This is a genomic window from Thalassospira lucentensis, assembly GCF_011806425.1.
Classification (GTDB): Bacteria; Pseudomonadota; Alphaproteobacteria; order Rhodospirillales; family Thalassospiraceae; genus Thalassospira; species Thalassospira lucentensis_B.
Genome location: NZ_JAATOV010000007.1, coordinates 223749 through 240244, shown reverse-complemented (window position 1 = coordinate 240244; position 16496 = coordinate 223749). Strand labels below are relative to the sequence as shown.

15 protein-coding genes are annotated in these 16496 nt (G+C 53.6%); 9 read left to right on the top strand and 6 right to left on the bottom strand.

Annotated elements, in window-relative coordinates:
- Positions 1-26: 26 nt before the first annotated feature.
- Positions 27-2174 (bottom strand): RNA degradosome polyphosphate kinase, encoded by a 2148-nt coding sequence (locus HCZ99_RS19235; protein ID WP_167448643.1) that lies wholly within the window; start codon positions 2172-2174, stop codon positions 27-29.
- Positions 2175-2374: 200 nt separating this feature from the next.
- On the opposite strand from HCZ99_RS19235, the gene HCZ99_RS19230 reads away from it, so the two are divergent.
- A complete protein-coding gene (locus HCZ99_RS19230; protein ID WP_167448642.1) occupies positions 2375-2911 on the top strand; it encodes a SixA phosphatase family protein in 537 nt (178 codons plus the stop codon).
- A 225-nt stretch (positions 2912-3136) separates the two neighbouring features.
- Positions 3137-4924, top strand: coding sequence for an aspartate--tRNA ligase (gene aspS / locus HCZ99_RS19225; RefSeq protein ID WP_167448641.1), 1788 nt, complete (start codon positions 3137-3139; stop codon positions 4922-4924).
- Between the two features lie 98 nt (positions 4925-5022).
- Here the strand turns inward: aspS and HCZ99_RS19220 are convergent, their stop codons facing one another.
- Complete coding sequence (locus HCZ99_RS19220; RefSeq protein ID WP_167448640.1) at positions 5023-6081, bottom strand: linear amide C-N hydrolase; 1059 nt, start codon at positions 6079-6081, stop codon at positions 5023-5025.
- Between the two features lie 229 nt (positions 6082-6310).
- Here HCZ99_RS19220 and HCZ99_RS19215 point away from each other — a divergent pair, with 229 nt between their 5' ends.
- A complete protein-coding gene (locus HCZ99_RS19215; protein WP_167448639.1) occupies positions 6311-7288 on the top strand; it encodes an SPOR domain-containing protein in 978 nt (325 codons plus the stop codon).
- A 104-nt stretch (positions 7289-7392) separates the two neighbouring features.
- Positions 7393-8157 carry an EipB family protein gene (locus tag HCZ99_RS19210; protein ID WP_167448638.1) on the top strand — a complete coding sequence of 255 codons (765 nt, stop codon included), beginning with the start codon at positions 7393-7395 and terminating at the stop codon, positions 8155-8157.
- A gap of 113 nt (positions 8158-8270) precedes the next feature.
- Here HCZ99_RS19210 and HCZ99_RS19205 read toward each other — a convergent pair whose 3' ends face one another.
- Complete coding sequence (locus HCZ99_RS19205) at positions 8271-8585, bottom strand: ArsR/SmtB family transcription factor (RefSeq protein WP_167448637.1); 315 nt, start codon at positions 8583-8585, stop codon at positions 8271-8273.
- Between the two features lie 725 nt (positions 8586-9310).
- Between HCZ99_RS19205 and HCZ99_RS19200 the strand changes: the two genes are divergently transcribed.
- From HCZ99_RS19200 to HCZ99_RS19185, 4 genes are all read left to right on the top strand, one after another.
- The gene (locus tag HCZ99_RS19200) at positions 9311-10240 is read left to right on the top strand and encodes a histone deacetylase family protein (protein ID WP_167448636.1); all 930 of its coding nucleotides are present in this window, start codon (positions 9311-9313) and stop codon (positions 10238-10240) included.
- 199 nt (positions 10241-10439) lie between these two features.
- On the top strand, positions 10440-10703 hold the full coding sequence (locus HCZ99_RS19195; RefSeq protein ID WP_167448635.1) for an exodeoxyribonuclease VII small subunit: 264 nt from the start codon (positions 10440-10442) through the stop codon (positions 10701-10703).
- A gap of 20 nt (positions 10704-10723) precedes the next feature.
- On the top strand, positions 10724-11617 hold the full coding sequence (locus tag HCZ99_RS19190; protein ID WP_368484288.1) for a polyprenyl synthetase family protein: 894 nt from the start codon (positions 10724-10726) through the stop codon (positions 11615-11617).
- A gap of 17 nt (positions 11618-11634) precedes the next feature.
- Positions 11635-12582, top strand: coding sequence for an alpha/beta hydrolase family protein (locus HCZ99_RS19185; RefSeq protein WP_167448634.1), 948 nt, complete (start codon positions 11635-11637; stop codon positions 12580-12582).
- Between the two features lie 22 nt (positions 12583-12604).
- On the opposite strand, the gene HCZ99_RS19180 is transcribed toward HCZ99_RS19185, so the two are convergent.
- Positions 12605-13054: a TM2 domain-containing protein gene (locus HCZ99_RS19180; RefSeq protein ID WP_167448633.1), complete on the bottom strand. Its 450-nt coding sequence runs from the start codon at positions 13052-13054 to the stop codon at positions 12605-12607.
- A gap of 46 nt (positions 13055-13100) precedes the next feature.
- Positions 13101-13370 carry a TM2 domain-containing protein gene (locus tag HCZ99_RS19175; protein WP_254869753.1) on the bottom strand — a complete coding sequence of 90 codons (270 nt, stop codon included), beginning with the start codon at positions 13368-13370 and terminating at the stop codon, positions 13101-13103.
- Between the two features lie 309 nt (positions 13371-13679).
- Between HCZ99_RS19175 and dxs the strand changes: the two genes are divergently transcribed.
- Positions 13680-15599, top strand: coding sequence for a 1-deoxy-D-xylulose-5-phosphate synthase (gene dxs / locus HCZ99_RS19170; RefSeq protein WP_167448631.1), 1920 nt, complete (start codon positions 13680-13682; stop codon positions 15597-15599).
- A gap of 72 nt (positions 15600-15671) precedes the next feature.
- On the opposite strand, the gene HCZ99_RS19165 is transcribed toward dxs, so the two are convergent.
- Positions 15672-16454, bottom strand: a complete 783-nt coding sequence (locus HCZ99_RS19165; protein ID WP_167448630.1) for a glucose 1-dehydrogenase — start codon at positions 16452-16454, stop codon at positions 15672-15674.
- Positions 16455-16496 lie beyond the last annotated feature (42 nt).

Genomic DNA, 16496 nt, shown 5'->3' with positions numbered 1-16496 from the left:
GCACCTGTTGGACGTCTTTTTTGGACTTAATCATCAAGTTGCAGGACGGGGACATTCGGGTCCTCTTCATTGAGCGCACTTCCGCGGCCTGACAATGACGGGTTGGTCATGAAATATTTGTGGGACGAAAACGCGTTGTCGCCGCCGTCACACCGTTCGTATGAACCATCCGCCTGCAAATACCAAGCCTGCGCTGTATCTTTTAGGTTTGCAATCATGATTTGTTCAACGATCTGGCGCTGACAGGTTGGGTTTTCAACCGGCACCAGGGTTTCAACACGACGGTTGAGATTACGCGGCATCCAGTCGGCCGAGGAAATAAACGCCTTGGCCTTGCGCGAGGGCAGTTTCGCCCCGTTGGCAAAGACAACAATGCGCGAATGTTCAAGGAACCGACCAACAATCGATTTAACCCGGATATTTTCCGAAAGCCCCGGCACATTGGGGCGCAAGCAGCAAATGCCGCGCACGACAAGTTCGATTTGAACCCCGGCTTGGCTGGCGCGATAGAGCGCGTCAATCACCACCGGATCGACAAGGCTGTTCATTTTGGCCCAAATGCCGGACGCCTTGCCCGCCTTGCAGTTTTCGATTTCCTGATCAATGTGGGTCAGAAGGGTCGGACGCAAGGTGTGCGGCGCGATGGCAATTTTTTCAAGCGATCTTGGGGTGGCGTAGCCGGTCATGAAATTAAAGATGCTGGCCGCATCGCGCCCCAAGGCCGGATCGCAGGAGAAGAACGAAATATCGGTATAGAATTTTGCCGTGATCGGGTGATAGTTCCCGGTGCCAAAATGCACGAAGGTGCGAAGCCCGTGGTTTTCACGACGCACCACAAGCGAGACCTTGGCGTGGGTTTTCCAATCAAGGAAGCCATAGACCACCTGACAGCCGGCACGTTCAAGATCAGCCGCCCAGCGCATGTTGGCTTCTTCGTCAAAGCGGGCTTTGAGCTCGACCATGGCGGTGACGGATTTTCCGGCCTCTGCGGCGGCAATCAGGGCTTTGACGATCGGGCTGTTTTCCGATGTGCGATACAGGGTCTGTTTGATGGTGACGACATCGGGATCGCGTGCGGCCTGAAGCAGGAATTGCACGACAACGTCGAAATCTTCGAATGGGTGGTGAACCACCAGATCTTTTTTGCTGATCGCGGCAAAGCAGTCGCCGCCAAAGTCACGCACCCGTTCGGGATAGCGTGCGGCATAGGGCGAGAACAGCAGATCGTGATGCAGATCAGGATCAATCAGTTGTTTGACGTCCACCACGCCCAACAGACCATCGACCTTAACGACTTCTTCGAGCGCGACGTCCAATTCGTCGATCACGAAATCAAGCAGGTCTTCGGGCATGTGGGCGTTGACTTTGAGGCGGATGATGCTGCCGCGGCGTCGACGTTTCAGGGCGGTTTTGAACACGCGGACCAAATCTTCGGCTTCTTCTTCGATCTCGACATCCGAATCCCGGATGACGCGGAAGAAGCCGTGTTCGATCATATCAAAGCCTGGGAACAGTTTGCTGAGATACAGCAAGATGGCCTGTTCGACCGGAAGATAGCGTTCGGTGCGGCCCGGCAGGCGCAAGAAACGACCGATTTTCTGCGGCACCGGGATCAGGCCGCGCATGTTATGCCCGTCAGCCGGATCAAACAGCTGCATCACAATGGCAAAGCCAAGATTGGGAATGAACGGGAACGGATGGGACGGATCAATCGCAAGCGGGGTAAGGGTCGGGAAGATTTCGCGGGTGAAATAGCCATCCAGCCATTTGCGATCGGTCTGGGTCAAATCGGATTGATCAATCACCGAAATGCCCTGTTTTTGCATGTCACTGCTGAGTTGGCGCCAGATGCGTTGTTGATCCTGCATCAGTTGGTTGGCGTCAAAGGTGATGGCGCGCAATTGCTCAGACGGGCTCATGCCATCTTGGCTGACCTTGGTCATGCCCGCGCGCAATTGCCCGACCAGACCGGCGACACGCACCATGTAAAATTCATCAAGATTACTGGCCGAGATCGACAGGAAACGCAGCCTTTCAAGCAGCGGGTGCCCGGTATTTTGGGCTTCTTCGAGAACACGATTGTTAAAAGCCAGCCACGAAAGTTCGCGGTTGATGAACCGGCTTTCCGACTCAATAGTGATCGCGCTTGATTGAACTGCAGCGGCGTGTGACACGCTATGCCTCCTGCGGATTGAGGGAATGTCTTTGAATTTACGCGACATATCCCGGTTATGAATGGAGTATAGGATAACTGCTTACGGGCATGCAATTTTCTTAAATTTATGTGTCAGTTTTTCTGATGGCGTCTTGGGCTGTGATATGGCATGCAGGAGCCTCGATCAACCGTTCAGGCCCACCCAAAAGAACCGAAGACATGAAGACTCTTTTGCTTCTAAGGCATGCCAAATCAAGTTGGTCCGAACCAAGCCGGGTGGATCATGACCGCGAATTGAACCGCCGCGGCGAAAAGGCTGCCCCGTTTATGGGCCGCTTTTTGCGCGATCATGAATTGGTGCCCGACCTTATATGGTGTTCGACCGCGACACGGGCGGTGCAGACGCTGAGCCTTTTGGGGCGCGATTTTGCCAATGATGCGGACGTCATTTACAGCGAAGACCTGTATATGGCCAACGAGCGCGGGTTTCTGGAATGTTTGCATCACACCCATGACGAAGCCAGCCGGGTGATGATCATTGGCCATAATTCCGGGCTTGAGAATTTTGCCCAGGCGTTATTTCGCGATGGCGATGAAGAGGCCCGTGCGGTGATGGCGCAAAAATATCCCACCTGTGGCTTGGCGCATTTTGAATTTGATACGGAAAAATGGCGTGACGTTGCGGTTGGCACCGGGCGGTTGATGGGCTTTACCAAGGTCAAGGACCTGCAAGCGGTGAAGATCGGCAAGGATTGATTTACAAACCTTGTGACAGCGCACTTGACGCGGTGGCCCCAGAAGCGTTTTATACCGCTGAAATTTTGACGCCGGGCAAGATCGGCAATGAATACACTGTAACAAACGTCCCAAATTAACTGTGGCGCGTATGTTGTGGTGCGTTTTTTGTTTGACAGCGCGGGTCTGGCATGCACCTTTGCGGCCAAATTTGCGGCCCAAAATATAAAGCAACCTGGAATGACAATGCATCCTTTTCGCTCACACAATTGTAATGCGCTGCGCGCGACTGACGCCGATGCGGAAGTTCGCCTTTCTGGCTGGATCCACCGTAAACGCGACCACGGCAACCTTTTGTTCGTTGACCTGCGCGACCATTACGGCATCACCCAGGTCGTTATCGACATTTCCAGCCCGCTGTTCGAGACCCTCGACAAGGCGCGTGCTGAAAGTGTGATTACGGTCGATGGTAAGGTCGTTAAACGTACCGCTGAGACCATCAACCCGAACTTGCCGACCGGCGAGATCGAAGTATACGCATCGAACATCGAAGTTCAGTCGTCGGCCGAAGTTCTGCCGATGCCGGTCTTTGGCGATGTTGAATACGGCGAAGAAGTTCGCCTGCGTCACCGTTACCTTGATCTGCGTCGCGAAAGTGTGCATTCAAACATCGTTCTGCGTTCGCAGGTCATTTCGGCCATGCGCCAGAAAATGACGGCACAGGGCTTCTTGGAAATTCAGACCCCGATCCTGACGGCAAGTTCGCCAGAAGGTGCGCGTGACTTCCTGGTTCCGTCGCGTATGCATCCGGGCAAGTTTTATGCCCTGCCGCAGGCACCCCAGCAGTTCAAACAGCTTCTGATGGTGTCGGGTTTCGATAAATACTTCCAGATCGCACCGTGCTTCCGCGATGAAGACGCCCGTGCCGACCGTTCGCCGGGCGAGTTTTATCAGCTTGATTTCGAGATGGCCTTTGCGACCCAGGAAGACGTGTTTGCCGCGATCGAACCTGTTTTGCATGACATCTTTGTTGAGTTCGGCGGTGGTCGCGATGTGACCCCATACCCGTTCCCACGTATTCCGTTTGATGAATCGATGGCGAAATACGGGTCGGACAAACCGGACCTGCGTAACCCGCTGATCATCAGCGACGTCACCGAGCCGTTCCGTGGATCGAGCTTTGGCATCTTTGCATCGAACATCGAAAAAGGTTCGGTTGTTCGCGCCATTCCGGCAACCGGTGCCGCCGGTCGCCCGCGTAGCTTCTTTGATAAGCTCAATAACTGGGCGCGTGATGAAGGTGCGGCTGGTCTTGGCTATATCGTGTTTGCCGAAGGCGGCGAAGCCAAAGGCCCGATTGCCAAAAACCTTGATGCCGATCGCATCGCACAGATCAAAGAAATCACCGGTGTTGCCGATGGCGATGCGGTCTTCTTTGCCTGTGACAAGCCGCTGGCGGCTGCCAAATTTGCCGGTAAAGTCCGTGACAAAGTTTGTGACGAACTGGAACTGCGCGAAGAAGGCATGTTCAAATTCTGTTGGATCGTTGATTTCCCGATGTTCGAGGAAGATGACGATGGCAAAATTGAATTTAGCCACAACCCGTTCTCGATGCCGCAAGGTGGTCTTGACGCGCTTGAAAACATGAACCCGCTCGACATCAAAGCGTGGCAGTATGACATCGTGTGTAACGGTATCGAACTGTCATCGGGTGCCATTCGTAACCACCGTCCGGACATCATGTACCGTGCGTTTGAAATTGCCGGTTACGGCAAGGAAGTGGTCGAAGAGCAGTTTGGTGGCATGCTGAACGCATTTAAATTCGGCGCCCCGCCGCACGGTGGTTCTGCCCCGGGTGTTGACCGTATTGTCATGCTTCTTGCCGATGAGCCGAACATTCGTGAAGTCATTGCCTTCCCGCTGAACCAGCAGGCGCAGGACTTGATGATGAACGCGCCGTCGGATGTCGATGACAAGCAGCTTAAAGAGCTTCATCTGCGTGTGCAGATGCCAGCCAAAGTCAAAAAAGACTGATTTTGGGGCGACCCAATTAGAATAAGTGAAACGGCCCGGATTTTTCCGGGCCGTTTTGTTTTGTGTCGAGTTGATTTCACAACATGTATTCGATGGCGTTAGGCGACGTCGGCAAGGTTTAGTGGGTTTGTCGCCAACTCGGACAGTTCTGAATTGATTTCGGGAATTGGTGAAAGTGGGAACGCAACCTGTTTTCCATCAAGGGCGTCAAGTTCGTTGCTGCTTTCGAGGGCAGAAATGTCAATCGATTGAACGTTCAGCGATGCGTATAAGCGGGCATAATACACGCGACGGGTCATATCTTTGATGACCGCCCATTGTGTGTAATCCATTTCTGTGCCGTTCTTGCCTTTGTTGCGAATTAATCCACGAGGGATGTCAACAGCGTTAAGTATATGAAGGGCAAGATTGACGCCTTGGTCAAGTGTGTCGACTGGCTCTGAGAAGCTTGAGAGTGTGGTTGCTCTTACGAAACGGCTTGGGGGCGTTGGGTCGCCTGGGAGATGTAGTAAGCCGCTGCCATTGCCCGTTTGCGCAACTTCAAAGCCGTTGAACGTGGCGGTTTCATTGTTCCATGGCGTGAGATCAACGTAATTACGAAGGTTTGAAAGTTGATCCGGGAATGGTGGTTGATTTGTCAGGACGCCAACTGGATTGTCGTAGATTTTAATTTCGCCTTGAATGAATTCAATGACGATGCTGTTTCCTTGGTCGTCATGTATCGGGTAGTGAAGCGGCAAAAGGTTTTGCAGGAATTTCGGTGCGCCAACCTGCACCTGATTGGCTTCCAATGCAGACTTTACTTCCTCGCATGAGGCAAAGTTGCTCAGCACCCAAGCCGAAAAGTTATCAATGTTCAGCCCTTTCTGCGGGTCGGTAATTGTTTGGTATTGCGTGCCAGGAAGCCATAGGTTTCCAGTTGAGAGGCCTTGCGTGTTCATGCCATCAACAACCAAAGGCAAATTGAAGGCATTCATTCCAACAAATCCGTATTTTCCTTGCCACGAAAGGCCGAAATTCTCGCCCCATATTTTTTGGTCATAGATATGGCCCGCTTTACGGAAAAAGAACTTGGATTCTAGTTCCATCCCGAATTCCATGGATCGACCGTTGATGTAACCCTGCTTTGGAACATTCACCTGAAAATCTGTACACATTTCGCACCTCGATTTTTTGACAAGCGGTATCGGAAATATGAGTTTCAGGCATTGTTCTGTGAATTTATACAACTCTTAAGGGTAGTAAATATGGGGCGTAAATAGGTTTGGTGCCATTTTGCGGGCCTTGATCACAGGTAAAAGGCAATGCGGTGCTTACCTAATATTAACTGCCAGTAGGTCACAGTGCGGGTTGACTAGAAAATTTCGATCCGTCGGGGGATGGCCTGTGAAGAAGATATTTGTTGTTGCCGCACCGTTGGCACTTGCCGCCTGCGGTGGGCCGGTGGAACTGAGCGTTGCCAAACTGGCCGGGGATTTAATCAGTTATGTGACCACGGGCAAAAGCACCACGGATCATGCTGTTTCCGCGGCGGCAGATGGGGATTGCGCGCTGCATCGTCCGTTGTTTAAGGAAAATGTCTGTAAGGACGAAGATACCGTTCTTGCCGAACGGGCATCTGCCTTGGCCGTGATGGGGGAGCCGGAAGTTAAGCAAGAACTTCGCATGGCCCATCCTGAGATTTACGCGGTGAATGCGCCGGCCGAAGATTGGTCACGCCCGTCACCGGCGGTTTTGCCATCCAAGACCATCATCACAACCGACTTGCCGCCGCGTGCGGTTGGGGCCGAGGCCAATTCCGCGGATAAAGCAGATGAGACTGTTGCGGCAGTGGAAGTGGCATCGGTTTCAGATGACCTTCCGGCGCGTGATGTTGCGCCAAGTGTTGTCGGCAATGATCCGATCAATGCAGAGGCCGTCGCCAATGCGGCGATCGCTGGCTACGTTCCCGAAGACGCAGAAGCAGAAACAAAAGCATCTGCGGATGTGGCAGATAAAGATCTGGCGGACCAAACCAAGACCGCAGCACTGGTCGATGGCACGGTCATGAGCGACAATGTTGATCGTGTGACCACCGATCAGAAGGCCGATCAGGCGATGACTGGCGATGACCTTGGCGCGCCGCTTCCGGGTAATTATGTGATCCTGGCCAGCTTTAGCGAGCAGGCGCGTGCACAGAATGCGTTGGCGCTTTATGAGGAATATCAACCGCGCTTGATCAGTGCTAAGGTCAAGGGACGTGAATACTTGCGCGTTGCGGTTGGACCACTGTCATCGGATCATGCCCGTGACCTGCGCCTTCTTGCTGCCAAAAAGGGAATACAAAATCCCTGGATTGTTGGAATTGCTCCTATTGGAGAATAAGTTTGTCTGGGATTGTTAAAAAGATAGATCACAATCGGCGTTCCTTAGCAGGGGCGCTGGTTTTGTGTTTGGGTGTTTCTGGCTGCGCTGCGCAGGCCGGGAACATGGCATCGGTGCAAGCGGGGCTTGTGTCGCATACGGCTGAATATAAATTCAAAATGACCCGTTCCGATCAGGGCAGCTCGGTCGTGGATGCGACTGGGGCGCTGGGCTATCGGTTTGAAAAGGTCTGTGATGGCTGGATCACCGAGATGCAGCAGATCATGATCCTTCAGGGGGCGGAAGGGGCGCCGATCAATTCGGCGTTTTCGATGACCCAATGGGAAAACTTTGACGGGACCCGGTATCGTTTCCGGATGCGTGATTTCCTGAACGGAACGCAAGTTGACGAAGTGGTTGGCGATGCCAAGCGCGAAGGTGACGGCGGTGTTAAGGTCACTTATGAGGAACCCGTTGAGGTGGTCGATGAACTGCCCGCCGAGACGATGTTTCCGACACAGCATTCGATCCAGTTGCTTGCGCGTGCGCTGAAAGGCGAAAAGTTCGCCAACGATCTGGTGTTTGATGGCAGCGGTGATCGCCCGACCAATCGGGTGGCGGCAGTGATTTCAAATGTCAAAAATGAAGATCGTAAAGCCGATGACGCCGATGGCCTGACCAAATCGCCGTTTTACCGGATGAATTTGGCTTATTACCCGCTGGGCGATGCCGAAAACGGCCCGAGCACGGAGATGGCTGTTGATCTGGCGAAGAACGGGGTGACCCAGGCGCTTCGATTTGATTATGGCGATTTCGAAGTTCAGGGCACGTTGGATAAAGTCACCAAGCTTCCGGCCCCGGATTGCGGGGCGTCGGCGAATACAAAATAGCGCGTATCACCCTCGACGATTTACTGAAACGCGATTGTTGGTGCGATGAAGACACAAAAAAAGCCTGCCAGTGCGGCAGGCTTTTTTTACTGGGAGATCCGTCATTTTCGACTTCAGGCAGCGGCAGCGTTGCCGGTATCGGAATACAGCGTATGGAGCGTCTTGATGACGCGCAACGCTTCATCACCCTGAAGAGAGTAATAGATCGTTTGTGCTTCGCGACGGGTCTTAACAAGCTTGTCGCGACGCAGGCGGGCAAGATGCTGTGAAAGTGCGGACTGACTCAGTCCGACGATCCGCTCCAGCTCGCCAACGGATTTCTCGCCTTGGTTGAGTTGGCAAAGAATAAGCAGTCTGCTCTGATTGCTCATTGCCTTGAGCAGGGTGCTCGCCTGCTCGGCATTGTGTTCCAGATGGTTTAATTCCATTTGGCATCCTTATTTATCATGGCCTCGACGGGCCATTGTCCCAACGAAGATAAATGTCAGTTGTCATGTACGTTGACGGCAACCTTGAAGACATTATCTTCCTACGTTCCACAACTTATCTGGTTGGGGGATATTCATTTGGCCCGACCAGATTAGTATGTGTCTTATTCTCAAGTATATTACGATTCTGTCAAGATAGTGTTTGACCAGATAGCTGAGGAAAACCACAGCGTTAGCCGCAATATACGTGCTCGTATCATCGTTTCTTTTACTGTCGGACGTCGGTTCCCGTTCTTTGCAGGTCACGAAATTCTACAGTCTTTGTAAGCTATTGAATGATCGTGACGCGGTTTTGCGCCAATTTTAGGGCAAACTGTTGGTTGTTTGGTGGTCACCCGGTCAGGTGTATGAATTAAACTGAAATTTTAATATCACTCATGTGCGATGTAAGGGTGTGTTGGCCGTCACAGGGGGCGACAAAAAATGACCGGGCGTCAGAGTCGTTTTGTGAAAGACGTATAGGTCGCGGTCTTATACCGGTTAAAGAACTTGCGATCTTTGCGTGTGGTGTGCTGATTTAGAACAAAGCGGACCACGTTATTTGCCGTTATAAATAAGACAAAAGAAAAATAAGAGCGCGAAGCACCCAATGTGATCGCGCCAAGATGGCCCGCAGCCGATGTTGGCCAAACAGGGAAAATATAACAGGAAGGCGATCCAGATCGATGGCGACATTGTTCGTAACCCATCACGATTGCATCGGACATGATACCGGCCCGGGCCACCCCGAATGTGCCGACCGCCTGCGCGTTATTCAGCGCGTGCTTGAAGGCGAAGAATTCATGTTCCTGCACCGCGAAGAAGCCCCAAAGGGCGATATTGACCTGATCAAATCGGTCCATGACCCGGCCTATGTCGATAAGGTGATGGCAACCATCCCCGAAAGCGGCATCGTGTCACTGGATGGGGATACCTATGTGTCGCCGGGGTCGGGCAATGCGGCGTTGCGCAGCGTTGGCGGGGCCTGTGTTGCGGTGGATGCGGTGATGGCGGGACACGAACATAATGCCTTTGTCGGTGTGCGCCCACCGGGACACCACGCGGAATATGAACGGGCAATGGGGTTTTGCCTGTTTAACAATGCGGCGGTGGCCGCCCGGTATGCCCGTGATAAGTACGGCATCAAACGCGTGGCGGTGATGGATTTCGATGTGCATCACGGCAATGGCACGCAGGATTTGTTCTTTAACGATCCGGATTTGTTTTATTGCTCGACGCATCAATGGCCGCTTTATCCGGGAACGGGGGCGGAAAGTGAACGGGGATGTGCCAATAATATCCTAAATGTCGGATTGGAAGCCGGGGCGGGGACCGCGGAAATTCAGCATGCGTTTCGCGAAACTGTCTTGCCGGGACTTACCGCATTTAAGCCCGAACTTCTGATCGTTTCGGCCGGGTTTGATGCCCATAAAAACGATCCGCTGGCCGGGTTGTCATTGTGTGATGATGATTTCATCTGGATGACGCAGCAACTGATGGCGCTTGCCGATGAGCAGTGTGAGGGGCGATTGGTGTCTTTGCTAGAAGGGGGCTATGACCTGCCGACCTTGGCACGGTGTGTTATGCTGCATGTCCGCACCTTGATGATGGGCTGAGTAGGGTTCGGGTAACGGTTTGAGCCGGTAGTGTGCCGTTTGGGGGATGAAGGGCACATGGTCGGCAGCCCCGTGATGCAGGGGCATGTGTGCGGTGTTGGGCGGAATGTTTCGCGATGACGAAATTCCGCGTTCTGTCTGGTTGCCCTTGGCGGGAACAGCGCGTAAACTCCGCGCCAAACATAGAAATGGAGCTTACATGTCCGAGGCTACTGCATCCCCCGCCATCCCCGAAGATATCGCCAAACTCAGCTTTGAGGAGGCATTGGGCCAGTTAGAGTCCCTTGTCCGTCAGCTTGAGCAAGGTCAGGTCGGACTTGATGACGCGATTGCATCCTATGAACGTGGTGCGGCCTTGAAACGTCATTGTGCCGACAAGTTGCGCACGGCCGAAGAGCGTATTGAGAAGATTACGTTGAATGCGGATGGCCGCCCGGCAGCAACGCCGACTGAAATCGAATAATTAAATTTGCGGAGACCGAGGTGAGTTACGACCTCCTTGCCCAACTGAATGCGGCGTCAATTGAACTTGGCGAAACGCTTGATGGTATTTTGCCGCGCCCCAATGGGCAGATTGAACAACGTCTGTATCAGGCGATGCGCTATTCCACCTTGGGGGAGGGAAAACGCCTGCGCCCGTTCTTGGTGCTGAGTTCCGCATCCCTGTTTAAGGTATCGCGCCGGTCCGCACTGCGTGTGGCGGCAGCGGTCGAAATGGTGCACAGCTATTCACTGATCCATGACGATTTACCGGCCATGGATGATGATGATTTGCGCCGGGGCAAGCCAAGCTGCCATAAGCAGTTTGACGAAGCGACGGCGATTTTGGCTGGTGACGCGCTGCTGACCCAGGCGTTTGAAGTGCTGGCCGATGAGGATACCCATCCCGATCCGCGCGTGTGTACCGATCTTGTGCGTGCCTTGGCACGTGCGGCCGGACCCAATGGCATGGTCGGCGGGCAGATGATTGATTTGGCCGGTGAAGGTCAATCATTTGATCAGGCCCAAGTGACGCATTTGCACCTGCTTAAAACCGGTCGGATGTTTGCCTTTGCCTGCGAAGCCGGGGCGATTTTGGGCAAGGCGCCCAAAAGCATGCGCATGGCGCTTCGGTCCTATGCCCATGACATGGGCTTGGCGTTCCAGATCAAGGATGATTTGCTTGATGTCGAAGCCAGTTCCGAGGAACTGGGCAAGACGGCGGGCAAAGACGCCGATCAGGATAAATCGACCTTTGTGAAGTTGCTGGGCCTTGATCAGGCCCGTGATCAGGCGCAGATGCTGTGTGATCAGGCCATCAATCATCTGGGCTGCTTTGACGCCGAAGCCGAGCCGCTGCGTGAAGTGGCACGGTTTGTGGTCGAGCGCGGTCGATAGAATCCAAGTTTCATCAAATGGGTGATCAGCCAAATTATACAGCCGGTTTTCGTGACCGGCTGTTTGACAAAGACCCGTTTCCGATGGCGATTTGGTATCCATCGGACGTGGCGGAAAAGCCGGTGCGGCATATGGGCGTTGCATCGACGGCAGCGCGCAATGCGCCGTTTGCCGAGGGTGGCCCGTTTCCGATGGTGGTCTTTTCCCATGGATCGGAAGGCCATCGGTTCAATCAGTTTTGGTTGGCGGAATATTTGGCGCGCCGTGGCTATATCGTGGCGGCCCCGCAGCATGTTGGCGATAACTACCTTGATGCGTCCGAGGCTCGGCAATTGGCGATCATTGAACGCCGCCCGCGTGAAATGAAGCTGAGCCTTGATCTGTTGTTGGATCACGACGAGATCGCACCGCATATCGACCAAGACCGGATTTATGCGCTGGGCCATTCAGCCGGTGGGGCGACGGTTTTGAAACTGGCCGGGTGGGATTTTGATGCCAAGGCGTGGCAAAGCTATTGCGCGGTCAATGCCGATGATGACCGGGTGATTTGCCAATACGCACCCCAAGACGACGATCTGGCGCAATTACAGGATCAATATGGCGGGCCGGTTGTTTCAGCCCGGGATTCGCGCATTGCGGGCGTGATTGCGATTGCGCCGGCGTTTGGTGTCGCGGCAACCGATGACGGGGTGGCCGATATCGATGTGCCGATGTTGTTTGTTGAGGCCGATACGGACGAGGTCCTGATCGAGGACGTCAATGCCGCGCATTTCCGCAAATTGTTGCAGGGACGGGCAAAGTTTGTCCGGATCAAAGGGGCAGGGCATTATTCGTTCTTGCCCGAATGCACCCCGTTTATCGCCGAAAACCATGGACATTTATGCCGCGATTTCGGTCGCGACCGTGAGGCCATTCACCGCACGGTCGAGCAAGTTGTTGCCGGATTTTTAAGCCGCCTGGGCTGAGTTCTGATCCGTTTTGGCCAGCTTAGAGTTGGCCGGGATAGGGGATCAGTCGGCCCTGGCTGTCATAGGTTTTGCCGGTGAATAACTGATACATCACCCAAACCGAGTGACCGACGTCAATCAACAGCAGCATCAGGCCAAATAAAGCCCAGCTTTCGGTATTGTTAAAGAAGCAGACCATGGCTGCGACAAACAATAACAAATCGATCAGGCCGTGGACGATATTGCCGATATAGAAATGGTGAATCCCCATGATGCCAAACACGCCGCACAAAGAGACGGCAACGCCGAAGCTTTTGGGGCTGATGTTTTCGGGGGTTGGTTTGTTGCCGCCAATCGGGGCGCAAACATGCCCGCAAGATGGGCATTGATCCGCGTCGACCGCAAGCTGAGTGCCGCACATACGGCAAAACTTTTTGCTTATGGTGCTCGCTGGCGTCTGATGTGGTTGGGTGTTTCTGGTATCAGACATAGATCAAATTCCCATCTTGGTAAGGCAAATTGGTGTGCGAAACGGCTTAGCGTTTCAGCGGCAGGCCCTGTTTGTCGCGGAAGCTGCCGATTGCGATCATGATGAAATCAATCAGAGTCCAGATACCAAACGCGCCGAGGGTGATGAGCATCAAGATGCCGGTGCCGACTTTACCAACGTAAAAGCGGTGGAAGCCAAAGGACCCAAGGAAGAAGCAGAGCAGAAGTGCCGGGACAAAACCCTTTTCTGAAACGGGTTCAGAGGTGAGTTCGTTCGGGTGGCCACACTTCGGGCAAGCCACAGCGGTTTCTGACATTTCGGAGCCGCAAGCGGTGCAGTGAATCATTGGATAGGTCCTTTAATTACATTAGGAATCGATTTTCCGGTGAGGTGTATACGGTATCTAATTGTGGTAACGCAACATTTAACCACCTCTAGATGTACAAATGCTAATTTATGGGAATGTCATTTTCGCATTTGGGCGCCTAAATTGTTTGACGGATATGTGAAATTGAGGGTCGCTAATTCAGTTGAACCCCGCTATTTTACGCAGCTTGCAAAACAAGCCTTAAAGCGTCACCCTTTGACGGTGACGCGATATAAAAATTGAAAAATTGAGATCGGTATGAGCACGACGTCCAAGACCCCGCTCCTTGATACGGTAAAGACTCCGGAAGACCTGCGCGCGTTGCAGCCTGCACAAATGAAGCAGATTGCCGATGAATTGCGCGCCGAGGTGATTGATACGGTGTCGGTTACCGGTGGCCATCTTGGCGCTGGCCTTGGTGTGGTCGAGCTGACGGTTGCCATTCATTATCTGTTTGATACGCCCTATGACCGGTTGATTTGGGATGTGGGGCATCAATGCTATCCGCATAAAATCCTGACCGGGCGGCGTGACCGCATGCGAACCATTCGCCAAGGCGGTGGGTTGTCTGGTTTTACCAAACGCAGCGAGTCTGAATATGACCCGTTTGGCGCGGGGCATAGTTCCACGTCAATTTCGGCTGGGCTTGGCATGGCGGTGGCCAACCAGCTTTCCGATGACAAACGCAAAAACGTTATTGCCGTGATTGGTGATGGTTCGATGAGTGCGGGCATGGCCTATGAGGCAATGAACAATGCCGCGGCCACCGATCAGCGTTTGATCGTGATCCTTAATGACAATGACATGTCGATTGCCCCGCCGGTGGGATCGATGTCGGGCTATTTGTCGCGCCTGATTTCGGGCAAGGGGTATCAAGGGTTCCGCAATGCGGCCAAGGGCCTGACCAAACATTTGCCGCGCCAGATCGAAGAAGCGGCACGTAAACTAGAAGAATATACCCGTGGCATGATGACCGGCGGCACCCTGTTTGAAGAAATGGGTTTCTTCTATGTCGGGCCGATTGATGGTCACAATATGGATCATCTTTTGCCGGTGCTTAAAAACGTGCGCGATGCGGATGTCGATGGCCCGATCCTGATCCATGCGGTGACGCAAAAAGGCAAGGGCTATGGCCCAGCCGAAAGTGCGGCGGACAAATATCATGGCGTTGCCAAGTTTGACGTTGTCACCGGCAAGCAGGCGAAACCAACCCCGAATGCGCCAAGCTACACCAAGGTGTACGGCGAAACGTTGGTCAAGCTGGCCGAAAAGGACGAAAAAATTACGGCGATTACCGCCGCCATGCCATCGGGCACGGGCGTTAATATCTTTGCCGATCGTTTCCCAGAGCGTGCCTTTGACGTGGGGATCGCCGAGCAGCATGCGGTGACCTTTGCCGCCGGGATGGCGTGCGAAGGCTATAAACCGTTCTGCACCCTGTATTCGACGTTCTTGCAGCGCGGGTATGATCAGATTGTCCATGATGTGGCGATCCAGAACCTGCCGGTGCGTTTTGCCATGGACCGGGCCGGGTTGGTCGGTGCGGATGGGGCGACCCATGCCGGGGCGTATGACATTGCCTATCTTGGCTGTTTGCCGAACTTTGTTTTGATGGCCGCGGCCGACGAAGCCGAACTTGTGCATATGACCACGACTGCGTGGGCGATTGATGATCGCCCATCTGCGTTCCGGTATCCGCGCGGCGAAGGCGTTGGCGTTGAAATGCCGAGCGAGGGCAAAGTCCTTGAAATCGGCAAGGGCCGTATCCTGCGTGAAGGGGGCAAGATTGCCATTCTGTCCTATGGCACGCGCCTGGCCGAGGCTTTGATCGCCGCCGAAGATTTAGGCGCGCGTGGATTGCCCGCAACCGTTGCCGATGCGCGCTTTGCCAAGCCGCTGGATCACGAACTGATTGCCGATCTTGCACGCAATCACGAAGTGCTGATCACCATCGAAGAAGGGTCGATTAACGGCTTTGGCGCGATGGTGCTGCAACATATGGCAGGCCAAGGATTGCTTGATAACGGGCTTAAAATCCGCACGATGGCGTTGCCAGATGCGCTGATTGATCATGACAAGCCGGAAATTCAATATGAAAAAGCCGGTCTTGATGCCAAGGCGATTGTCAAAACAGCCCTTGGCGCGCTTGGCATTTCAGAAAGCAAAGCGCGGGCGTAATCCGATGTCATGATCGGACATCACCAGTGTTAAACAAAAACGCCGCCACGGTTTTGCCGGGCGGCGTTTTTGTTAGTCGGCGTAAATCATTTTGTGGGTCATGCCGCCATCGATGCGGATGGTTTCGCCGGTCATGAAGCCCGATTTTTTGGGATCAAGCAGGAAGGATACCGCCTGTGCGATGTCGTTTGGGGTGCCCACACGTCCGGCCGGGTGTTGCGATTTATCGGTGTCGCTGTGGTCGGGGTCCGATTTGTTGGCGGATTTTTGCCAATCGCCGACTTCGATCCAACCCGGCGCAATCGCATTGACGCGAATATCGCCCGATAAGCTGACGGCCAGCGCATGGGTCAGGGCGACAAGGCCGCCCTTGGATGCGGCGTAAGATTCTGTATCGGGTTCTGATTGAAACGCGCGGGTCGAGGTGATGTTGACAATTGCGCCCTTCGTCTGACGCAGATGCTGGGTGGCGTGTTTGGTGGCAAGAAAAGCGCCGCCCAAATTGACATTTAGGACCCGTTGCCATTTTTCCCAATCAAGATGTTCAACCGATCCGGAATCGGGATCGGCAATCCCGGCATTATTGACCAGTCCATCAATGCGGCCAAAGCGGTCAATGGTGCGTTGGACAGCGATGGCGACGTTTTGTTCATCGGCAACATCACCCGCAAAAAACAGGCACCGGGTGCGGGGTTCATCATCCAGGCTTGCCATGACTTCATCGCCCGCATCTTTGTCGCGGTCAAACATCATGACTTTCCAGCCGGTGTTTAAAAGGTGATGGGTAATGCCAAGGCCAAGCCCCTGTGCGCCACCCGTGACAAATGCGACCTTGTGTTCAGGATCATCAATCATGTCTGACCTTTTTATATGAAGTGGATAAACCAGTACCATAAC